Annotated in this window: 13 protein-coding genes; 8 read left to right on the top strand and 5 right to left on the bottom strand. The window is 66.0% G+C overall.

Translation table 11 applies throughout. The features are described 5' to 3' along the window. Positions 1 to 1,108: hypothetical protein (locus A9W96_RS08770; protein ID WP_369830822.1), on the bottom strand; the 1,108-nt coding region annotated here is incomplete at its 3' end. A gap of 720 nt (positions 1,109 to 1,828) precedes the next feature. Between A9W96_RS08770 and ag85B the strand changes: the two genes are divergently transcribed. From ag85B to A9W96_RS08810, 8 genes are all read left to right on the top strand, one after another. Continuing rightward, positions 1,829 to 2,821, top strand: coding sequence for a diacylglycerol acyltransferase/mycolyltransferase Ag85B (ag85B, locus tag A9W96_RS08775; RefSeq protein ID WP_066870705.1), 993 nt, complete (start codon positions 1,829 to 1,831; stop codon positions 2,819 to 2,821). A 23-nt stretch (positions 2,822 to 2,844) separates the two neighbouring features. Next, complete coding sequence (locus tag A9W96_RS08780; RefSeq protein WP_369806985.1) at positions 2,845 to 3,420, top strand: chorismate mutase; 576 nt, start codon at positions 2,845 to 2,847, stop codon at positions 3,418 to 3,420. Between the two features lie 105 nt (positions 3,421 to 3,525). After that, positions 3,526 to 3,963: a resuscitation-promoting factor RpfC gene (rpfC, locus tag A9W96_RS08785; protein ID WP_066870708.1), complete on the top strand. Its 438-nt coding sequence runs from the start codon at positions 3,526 to 3,528 to the stop codon at positions 3,961 to 3,963. A gap of 35 nt (positions 3,964 to 3,998) precedes the next feature. After that, entirely contained in the window at positions 3,999 to 4,475 is a 477-nt protein-coding gene (locus tag A9W96_RS08790) for an SRPBCC family protein (RefSeq protein WP_197498137.1), read from the top strand. Between the two features lie 5 nt (positions 4,476 to 4,480). Further along, the gene (locus A9W96_RS08795; protein ID WP_067139047.1) at positions 4,481 to 5,314 is read left to right on the top strand and encodes an SDR family oxidoreductase; all 834 of its coding nucleotides are present in this window, start codon (positions 4,481 to 4,483) and stop codon (positions 5,312 to 5,314) included. Between the two features lie 12 nt (positions 5,315 to 5,326). After that, positions 5,327 to 5,749 (top strand): lipoprotein LpqH, encoded by a 423-nt coding sequence (locus tag A9W96_RS08800; RefSeq protein WP_066878146.1) that lies wholly within the window; start codon positions 5,327 to 5,329, stop codon positions 5,747 to 5,749. 57 nt (positions 5,750 to 5,806) lie between these two features. Then, entirely contained in the window at positions 5,807 to 7,129 is a 1,323-nt protein-coding gene (locus A9W96_RS08805; RefSeq protein ID WP_067139049.1) for a cytochrome P450, read from the top strand. Between the two features lie 47 nt (positions 7,130 to 7,176). Further along, complete coding sequence (locus A9W96_RS08810) at positions 7,177 to 7,620, top strand: nuclear transport factor 2 family protein (protein ID WP_067139052.1); 444 nt, start codon at positions 7,177 to 7,179, stop codon at positions 7,618 to 7,620. A gap of 64 nt (positions 7,621 to 7,684) precedes the next feature. Here the strand turns inward: A9W96_RS08810 and A9W96_RS08815 are convergent, their stop codons facing one another. The 4 genes from A9W96_RS08815 to A9W96_RS08825 all read right to left on the bottom strand — a co-directional run. Next, a complete protein-coding gene (locus A9W96_RS08815) occupies positions 7,685 to 8,119 on the bottom strand; it encodes an SRPBCC family protein (protein ID WP_067139055.1) in 435 nt (144 codons plus the stop codon). Continuing rightward, positions 8,119 to 8,952, bottom strand: a complete 834-nt coding sequence (locus tag A9W96_RS08820) for a lysophospholipid acyltransferase family protein (protein ID WP_067139058.1) — start codon at positions 8,950 to 8,952, stop codon at positions 8,119 to 8,121. The genes A9W96_RS08815 and A9W96_RS08820 overlap by 1 nt, the downstream gene beginning before the upstream one ends. Positions 8,953 to 9,092: 140 nt before the next feature. Beyond that, positions 9,093 to 9,347 carry a DUF3761 domain-containing protein gene (locus tag A9W96_RS33120; RefSeq protein WP_082972107.1) on the bottom strand — a complete coding sequence of 85 codons (255 nt, stop codon included), beginning with the start codon at positions 9,345 to 9,347 and terminating at the stop codon, positions 9,093 to 9,095. 135 nt (positions 9,348 to 9,482) lie between these two features. Next, positions 9,483 to 10,044 (bottom strand): adenylate/guanylate cyclase domain-containing protein (locus A9W96_RS08825; protein WP_231999635.1); only part of this gene is annotated, 562 nt, incomplete at its 5' end.

A 10,044-nucleotide genomic window follows, 5' to 3' on the forward strand; every position in this document is an offset into this window, starting at 1 on the left:
GCGCTGGCCGGCCCCACAAACGAAACTCCCTGCCGGCGAACCGGTTTCGGACGCCAGCGTTCCGGAGGAGCAGCCGGGCGCCGGTGGCGAACGACAGTCGGACGGCGGTAACCGACAGCCCTACCTGACCCGGGTGCTCGAGCACATACCCGGTGACACCGGCGATCCGGCGGTTGACTCGGCCCCGCGCGCAGCGACCGACCCGCAACCCTGAGCTCGCCCGGCGCCGGTGACCGCGGCCCTCAGTTGCCCTGGGCGCGCCGGCGGCGCTGGCCGGCCCCACGTGGATCCCCACCGCGAGTGATACCGACCCGACGAAGGTGATGGCACCGGCCGCCAACGCGGTCATGGCCCCGGCGTAGGACAACTGCCGCTTCTGAGTGGGCGCCGGAACGGGTTCGCTGATGTGCTCGACCAGCTGGTCGTCGGTGAATTCGGTGCTTGCAGCCGCCGACAGCGCCGCGCCGCGCGCGATCGTCACCTGGGCCATCGATTGCACGAAAACCGGTACCGGCAAAGTCGTTTCGAGCTGCCAGGAGAGGCCGTCGATGTCGCTGTGGCCGCCCACCACGACGACGCCGCCGGGCTGCCATCCCTTGCGCTCGAACATGCCGGTCAGCCAGCGGGTCAGGCCGTCGAAGCCGCCCCGCACGTGCTTGGTGGCCGTCTGGGTCTCACCGTCGTGCGTGTCGACCATGACCACGGTCGTCGAGTCCTGGTCGAGGATGCAGACGGCGGTCTGCTCGTAGCCGATGACCGGCGCGATGGCCCGAGCCAACGTCTCGATGGCTTCGAGGAACCGGATCGGCACGACGTTGTCGAATCCCGCGTCGGTCAAGGCCTCCAAGACCAGCGCGGCCTGTGCGGATGCTTCGTCGTTCCAGGTCACTCCGATGACACGCAGCCGGCGATCGCTCGCGGCCGCCTCGGTGTCGACCCGCAATACCTCGTCCACCACTTGTTCTGCGGTGCCCACGGCGCGCACACCGTGGCCCGCGCGCAACACCAGCTCTTGGTGATCGAGGATGGTGCCGTCGGCGCCATGTCCTTCGGCGAGGACCCAACCAACGGCGGTCGGCGTCACTGACAGGCCAAGAACCGTGTCCAAATCTATGCCCCAATCGGTCCCGCGTCCGACGCCCTCAGCCGCATCTACGCGCACCATGAAGCCGCGGGCGCGGTGATTCGAGAGAGCCGGAACAGACGCGGGATAGCGTGGTCTTCATCGGCTTGCTTCGAGAGCAGCCTACGCGGTCGGCGCAAGTCCGGCTGCCCCGGTCGGGCATGACCGCGGAATCGCCAGATGAAAGGGCGGCGCGGTGAAACGGGGCTGGGCCGCAGGCGGGTTCGCCGCTTCAGCCGGTTGCCGCCGGTTGCAGAGCTCCGACGAGGTGAGGGCCGCGAGGGCCGTAGGGCGGGGGCCTCTGGGTCGCCAAACCAGGCTTTATCGGCCGCGCAAATTAAATGCCCCGCACCGCGCGACCGTGGTGCCGTCAAACGATCAAACTGCCGACGGGCGGCGCGCCGGTGGCGATCAGCGAATCCGTCCCGGCTTCATTTCGGGGGTTTCTAAAAGCGTCGGGCATCGCGAGCGCTCGACTCGACGTAAACCCGCTGCGGCCTGGCGTTTTCTCACCCGGTGTGTGGGGCGGTCATACAGCGGGTACGCGGGGCCCGACGCCGCCCGGTTGCGCCGGATGGCGAAATTGTGAAGTGAAAAGCGATGCCGAAACGAGACGCGTTCGCGTCCCAATCGACATTTGACGGACTCACACGGTAAATTCCTGTGAGACCACGATCACACTGATCACATCGACAAGGGGCAGGTATGACAGATCTGAGCGAGAAGGTCCGGGCCTGGGGGCGCCGGCTTTTGGTCGGCACAGCGGCGGCAGCCACACTGCCGGGCCTGATCGGTCTTGCCGGCGGCGCTCCAACCGCGAATGCGTTTTCGCGGCCGGGCCTGCCAGTCGAGTACCTGCAGGTGCCGTCCGCCGGCATGGGCCGCAACATCAAGGTCCAGTTCCAAAGCGGCGGCAGCGGCTCCCCCGCGGTCTATCTGCTGGACGGTCTGCGGGCCCAAGACGACTACAACGGCTGGGACATCAACACCCCTGCGTTCGAGTGGTACTACCAGTCGGGCCTGTCGATCGTCATGCCGGTCGGTGGTCAATCCAGCTTCTACAGCGACTGGTACAACCAGGCCTGTGGTAAGGCCGGTTGCCAGACGTACAAGTGGGAGACCTTCCTCACCAGCGAGCTGCCGCAGTACCTGCAGTCCAACAAGAGTGTGAAGCCGAACGGAAGTGCGGCGGTCGGCATCTCGATGGCCGGTTCGTCGGCGATGATCCTGGCCGCCTACCACCCGGCCCAGTTCATCTACGCCGGCTCGCTGTCGGCGCTGCTGGACCCGTCGCAGGGAATGGGGCCGAGCCTGATCGGTCTGGCGATGGGTGACGCCGGTGGCTATAAGGCCAACGACATGTGGGGTCCGTCGAGCGACCCGGCGTGGGCGCGCAACGACCCGACCCTGCAGATCCCGAAGCTGGTCGGCAACAACACCCGGCTTTGGGTGTACTGCGGTAACGGCACGCCGTCCGAGCTCGGCGGGGCCAACATGCCGGCCGAGTTCCTGGAGAACTTCGTGCGCAGCAGCAACCTGAAATTCCAGGACGCCTACAACGGCGCCGGCGGCCACAACGCGGTGTGGAACTTCAACGCCAACGGAACGCACAGCTGGGAGTACTGGGGAGCCCAGCTCAACGCCATGAAGCCTGACCTGCAGGGCACTCTGGGCGCTTCGCCTGGCGGCGGCGGATAACCCAACCGCCCGCTCGGTCACTACTGCGCCTGACGTCTCCGTCAGGCGCAGTAGTGCGTTGGGGGATCGCGGTCGTGAGCCTGGCGATGCTGGTGGCGCCCGCCCGGGCCGACACCGCGAGTCCGCTCACCCCGTTGGTCGACGCCGCCGCGCAACGGCTGCAGATCGCCGACCCGGTCGCCGCCTACAAGTGGCACCAGCACGGCGCCATCGAAGATCCGGCGCGCGTCCAGCAGGAACTGGCCAGGCTGGGTGACGAGGCCGTCGCCCAACACATCGACCGCGATTACGTCACCCGGGTGTTCGGAGACCAGATCAGCGCCACCGAGGCCGTCGAATACGGCCGGTTCGCGGACTGGAAGCTCAATCCGGGAAGCGCTCCGCCCGACGCACCGGACCTGTCGTCGTCGCGGTCGGCGATCGACGCCCTCAACCAGACGATGCTGACCCAGCTGTCGGGCAACTGGGGCGTGCTGCATTCGCCGGAATGTGGCGCCCAACTCGACGCCGCGAGAAGCGGCGTCACCCGCGGGCGGCAGCTCGACGACCTGTACCAAAAGGCCCTGTCATCAGCGACGCAGTCGTATTGCCAGCAATAACTTAATTTTTCCTCACCGATTTCTAACGGTCCGATTTGGCCCGCCGATAAGGCGGTTTCCGCAGATAGATGGCATATCTCGCGCCATTTTCGAATAGGTAACGCTTTGGCCACACGCGCCGAAATCCCGGACATGAAGAATCTCTGCAAGCTTCTCGTCAAGTCCGTAGTGGTCGGCGGGGTCGTTGCAGCGTCGATGGCTTCGTCCACGGGTGTGGTGAGCGCAGACCCCGCTCCCAACTGGGACGCGATCGCCCAATGCGAATCCGGTGGCAACTGGCACGCCAACACCGGAAACGGGAATTACGGTGGACTGCAATTCAAACCAGCCACCTGGGCGCGTTACGGCGGTGTCGGCAACCCGGCCGCCGCGTCCCGAGAGCAGCAAATCGCTGTGGCCAACCGGGTTTTCGCCGAGGAGGGTGTGGAGGCCTGGCCAAAGTGCGGCGCGCAATCCGGCCTGCCGATCGGTTGGTACTCGCACCCGGCCCAGGGCATCAAGCAGATCATCAACGGGCTGATTCAGGCGGCCGTCCCGCACTGATGAAACGCACCTGCGCTCTATGACCGGGCGCCACGCTGTGTTTGGATCAGCCCATGGAAGGTTCGGCGACTGTTCACATGGCGGCGCCTGCTGCCAAGATCTGGGATCTCATCGCGGACGTCCGCAACACCGGAAAGTTTTCCCCGGAAGTCTTTGAAGCCGAGTGGCTCGGCGATGCGACGGGCCCCGCCCTGGGGGCCAAATTCCGCGGTCACGTCCGGCGCAATGAGATGGGGCCGGTGTATTGGACAACGTGCAAGGTCACCGCCTGCGAACCGGGCCGCGAATTCGGCTTCACGGTGCTCCTCGGTGACAGGCCCGTCAACAACTGGCATTACCGCCTGGCGCCCAGTGGCGGCGGCGGGACCGACGTCACCGAGTCGTTTCGGCTCAACCCGGCGCCGTGGCTCGCCTTCTACTGGTTGTTCGGCGGCTTTTTGCGCAAGCGCCGCAACATCCGCGACATGACCAAGACGCTGAACCGCATCAAAGACGTGGTCGAGGCGGACTGACGCCCGTGAAATCCGTCTTCATCACCGGTGCGGGCAGCGGCATGGGTCGCGAGGGCGCAAAGTTGTTCCACGCCAAGGGCTGGAGCGTCGGCGCGGTCGACCGCAACGAAGACGGCCTGGCGACGCTGAACGACGAACTCGGTGGCGATCGACTGTGGACCCGCGCCGTCGACGTGACGGACAAGGCGGCCCTCGAGAATGCCCTGGCCGATTTCTGCGCCGGCAACAGCGGCGGCGGACTGGACATGATGTGGAACAACGCCGGCATCGGTGAATCCGGCTGGTTCGAGGACGTGCCCTATGACGCCGCGATGCGTGTCGTCGACGTGAACTTCAAGGCGGTACTGACGGGCGCGTACGCTTCGCTGCCCTACCTCAAGAAGGCCCCGGGCAGCCTGATGTTCTCCACGTCGTCGTCCTCGGGGACCTACGGCATGCCGCGCCTGGCCGTCTACTCGTCGACCAAGCATGCGGTCAAAGGTCTGACCGAGGCGCTGAGCGTGGAGTGGCAGCGCCACGGCGTGCGCGTCGCCGACGTGCTGCCCGGGCTCATCGACACCGCCATCTTGACGACCACGACCAATCACTCCGACGACGGGCGCGCACCCATGACGGCGGAGCAATTGCGGGCCACCGCACCCAAGAAGGGCATGCTCCGGTTGATGCCGGCAAGCAGCGTGGCCGAGACGGCGTGGCAGGCCTATCACCATCCGAAGCGGTTGCACTGGTATGTGCCCAAGAGCATCCGCCTGATCGACTTCTTCAAGGGCGTGAGCCCGGAATTCGTGCGACGCAGCATCGTCAAGTCCCTACCCGCGCTAGCGCCGAAGCGGCAGTAAGGAGGTCGGCTGGTGGAAAACCGTTTGCTCACAGTCGCTTTGGTTTCGGCGGCGGTCGTCGTCAGTGTCGCGGGATGCAGCGCGGCGCCGACGACGCCCCGTCGGGCCGCGCGGCTGACCATCGACGGCGCCACGCACACGACGCGTCCCCCGGCGTGCCGGCAAGACCAGATGTACCGCACCATCAACATCCCCGACCGGGACGGTGGGGTCGAAGCGGTGGTGCTGCTCAGCGGCTACCGGGTGATGCCGCAGTGGGTCAAGATTCGCAATGTCGACGGATTCAGCGGCAGCTTCTGGCAAGGCGGGGTGGGCGACGCGCACGTCGAACTCAACAACGACGCCTACACCATCACCGGCAGCGCCTACGGCATCAACAGCAGCAACCCCAACAAAGTGGTGACCACCGACTTCAAAATCGTCGCCGAGTGCTGACTCCACAGCTGGTCGGGGCCTAGGCTCGAAACGACGTCTGATCGAGGGAGGGGGCCGGTGAAGGAACGGTTGCACTGGTTCGCGATGCATGGCTTCATCCGGGGCGCCGCGGCCCTCGGAGCCCGGCGAGGCGACGTCCAGGCCAGGCTGATCGCCGATCCGGCGGTGGCCGCCGACCCGGTCGCCTACTACGACGAAGTCCGTGCCCGGGGCAAGCTGGTGAAGGGCCGCGTGGCGTATCTGACGGCCGATCACGCGCTGGCGCATGAACTGCTGCGGTCCGACGATTTTCGGGTGCTGATCTTCGGATCGAATCTGCCGGCGCCGCTGCGATGGGTGGAGCGCCGCACCCGCGACGGCCTGCTGCATCCACTGCGTGCGCCATCGTTGTTGGCCGTCGAACCGCCCGATCACACCCGTTACCGCAAGACGGTGTCGGCGGTGTTCACCCCCAGAGCCGTTGCCGCCCTGCGGGATCGGGTCGAGCAGACCGCCGCCGAGCTGTTGGATCGGCTGGCCGGTGAGTCCGGTGTGGTGGACATCGTCGGACGGTACTGCTCGCAGCTTCCGGTGGCGATCATCAGCGACATTCTCGGCGTGCCCGAGTCGGAGCGACGGCGCGTCCTGGAATTCGGCGAACTGGCCGCACCGAGCCTCGACATCGGCTTGCCATGGCGGCAATACCGCAGCGTGCAGGACGGGATCGCCGGCTTCAGCGCCTGGCTCGCCGAGCACCTGCAGCGGCTACGCCTGGATCCCAGCGACAATCTGATGAGCCAGCTGATCCAGACGGCCGAAAGTGGTTCTGCGGAAACCTATCTCGACGAGAAGGAGCTTCAGGCGATCGCCGGGCTGGTGTTAGCCGCCGGCTTCGAGACTACGGTCAACCTGCTCGGCAATGGGATCCGGATGTTGATGGACGCGCCGGAGCATCTGGACACCCTGCGCCGACGTCCCGAACTGTGGCCGAACGCCGTCGAAGAGATCCTGCGGCTGGAATCGCCGGTGCAGCTGACCGCGCGGATGGCGCGGGGCGACGTCGAGATAGCCGGCCGGCAGTTACACCGTGGCGATCTGGTGCTGGTGTATCTGGCCGCCGCCAACCGGGATCCATCGGTTTTTCCCGACCCGCACCGCTTCGACATCGAAAGGGACAACGCCGGACGGCATCTCGCCTTCTCCGGTGGCCGGCACTTCTGCCTGGGCGCGGCCCTTGCCCGGGCCGAGGGCGAAGTCGGACTGCGCACATTTTTCGACCGTTTTCCCGAGGTACGCGCGGCGGGCGCCGGAAGCAGACGCGAAACCCGGGTGCTGCGCGGATGGTCGTCGTTGCCGGTGGCTCTGGGGCCGTACGTACGCGAGTACGACCGAACCGGTTGACACCGGGGCGGCGACGAGGTTTATTTGCCGCTATGACAGAGGTTTCTATGATCGCGGTCGAGGACGTCGTACGTGGGCTGTGGCAGGCGCTTTCGCGGCGAGATTGGGAAGCGATCAAGACCTTTTTGTCCGACGACTGCCTCTACGTCGACATGCCGGTCCCTGCACTGTCGGCGCGCGGTCCCGAGGGCATCGTGCAACGCCTCAGGATGGGACTCGAGCAGTTGGCCGGCTACGAGAACCACCCCGGCGTGCTGGTGTGCAACGGATCCGACGTGCTCTGCGAGCACTCCGAGACGTGGACTTTCGCGACAGGTGAGGAGGGTGTGCTGCGCTTCGTGACGGTCCACAAGGTCGTCGACGGCAAGATCACCGTCTGGAAAGACTATTGGGACATGAACAGCCTGGTGGCCTTCGCTCCCCCGAACCACTTCGAGGGCTTGGCGACCGGCGACACCAGTTGGATATTCGACGCCTCAGCGCTGGTTTGACGAAGGCCGCTCCACGGCACCCCGACCGTCTGCCGCCCACGCCCGGTGGAACGCATGATGGCGGCTACGACTCGGCCAGTTTCCGGAGGCGTTTCAACGTTTCCGTCAGTGCGCGTCCCACCTGGCGCACGGCGATCCGATCGGCGACGTACCCAAGTATTCCCCCGGGCGCCTGATACGACAGCCGAAATGTCACCCGTGTGCAGCCGTCGCCTCTGTCGCGCAACCGTATCCGCCCGCGCAGCGTTACGCCGGTAATTCCCACCCAGGCGAGGTCGCGGCCGTCGTCGAACTCGACCACCTCGATCACGCCGCCAACGGGTACGGAGCCGATCTTCCAATGGACGGTGTACCGCGCACCGACGCCGGGTGGTTTGTCGTTCGACGACTCCCACCGCTCCAGGCTCGCCATGAACGACGGGTAACAGTCCGGGTCGCTGACGATTTTCCAGACGGCGGCGCGGTCGGCGTTGATGACGCAACGGCGTTCGACGCGCATCAGCCGATCACCGGGAATCGTCGTTCGGCAGCCAGCAGGTCGACGCCCCCCTGCAGGGCGGCCATCACCTTGTCGTGCACCGCTTGATCGTCGCCGTCGACCTCGATCGGGTCTTGAACCTCGATCACGATCTTGGTGGGCAACGGGATGTGGCCCGCCAGGTCGCTGATGTTGAGTCCCCAGGGCAGCGCCAGCGATATCGGGACGCTCTTGAGCCGGAGCAACTTGTCGGCCATCAGCAACTTGGCCAGCCACTGCCCGCGATTGAGAAAGAGCGCGCTCTCCTGCCCACCGATGCTCGCGACGGGGACGATCGGCACCCCGGCCTCGCGGGCCAGCTTGACATAGCCCATGCGCCCGCCGAAGTCGACCTTGTGACGTTCCCAGGAGGGCCGGAACACCTCGTAGTCGCCACCGGGATAGACCAGCAGTGCTGCGCCGGAATCCAGCGCGAGACGGGCATTTTCGGGGTTGGCGGCGACGGTGCCGAATTTGCGCAACCAGCCGAGCGGCGGCGCGGACACGACGAGGTTGTGGGCCAACTGGTAAAAGGGCCGCTCAACGCCGAAATACGAGCAGAAGGCGAGCGTGAACACGAAGGTGTCGGGCGGTACATTGCCGCCACTGTGGTTGCCCACCAGCAGCACCGGTCCCTCGGCCGGAATGCGGTCCAAGCCCCGCACGTCCGCCCTGAAATAGAACGACGCCAGCAACCAGGTTCCCGGCAGTTGATCGCGGATGTAATCCGGATCTCGCTGGTCAAGGTCGGCTTTGGGCACCCACGACACAACTTTGTCGCGAGCCCAATTCAAGACGTCCTTCGCGGTCGCCATGTCGGCACGCATACCCCGGCGTCACCGGGGGTCAAACGCCGTGATGCAACCGGCCGGGCACGAAGATAACCGGGCCGCCGCAACACCTGGGATGGTCACCCCTCGTGTTTTGACCATCCAGTGTTGTTGGCAGCCGATGGCTACAAGTACCGCTGGACGCCTCCGTGACCGTGACAGGTCCCACTGGCATGGGGGTGTTCGCTGAACGACCAACTCCCATCCGAGCACTGGGCCGTGGCACCCTGCGGTTGTGAGCCACCCTTTTGCGGATATGGCACGCAGTCACCAGAACTGGCGGTGTAGCAACCGCCGCTGGGTGACGCGTAGGCCGATGGCGCCACAGCGGCGGCGCCGAAGACGACGGCTGCGATGACAAACGCAGCACGGGACAACACGTGCCCAAACCTCCCTTGTCCATCATCAGGTTGGCGACGTTTGCCCGATTCGTCGATCGAAGCCTATGCGCCCGGACCGTTGCCCACAGGCGAATCTCTGAAAAATTTCCCGCTGTCGAGGCGAGGGCAGCGCCGCTACTGCGCCAGTCCGTCCAGCACCCGGACCCGAACGGGATCGCGCTTGCCCTTGACGTCAACCCAGCCGAGCATCCGCACGCGTGCGGACTCACCAAGCGCGACCGCGGTATTGGGTCCGATGACCACTTGCCCCGGCTCAGCCAGGCCCTCCAGCCGTGCCGCCAGGTTCATGGTGTCGCCGATCGCGGTGAAGTTGCGTACTTGCTGCGCACCGACATTGCCCACCAGCGCGGGACCGGTATTGATTCCCACCCGAAAGCGCGGCCAGTCATCGCGTCCGGCCGCCGCCTGCTCGACGGCGGCATGCAGTGCGAGTCCGGTGCGCGCGGCGCGCACCGCGTGATCAGGTTGGCGCACAGGGGCATTCCAAATCGCCACCACCGCATCACCGGCAAAGGGCAGGACGGTACCGCCGGCTTCGAGGATGACCGGAACGATCGCGCCGTAGTAGGCATTGAGCATGCCGACCACCTGCTGCGGACTGGTCGCCTCGGTGAACGCGGTGAAGCCGTGCAGGTCGGCCATCAGCACCGTGATGTCGGTGATCGCACCGCCGAGG

The organism is Mycobacterium sp. 1245852.3, assembly GCF_001669335.1.
Taxonomy (GTDB): domain Bacteria; phylum Actinomycetota; class Actinomycetes; order Mycobacteriales; family Mycobacteriaceae; genus Mycobacterium; species Mycobacterium europaeum_A.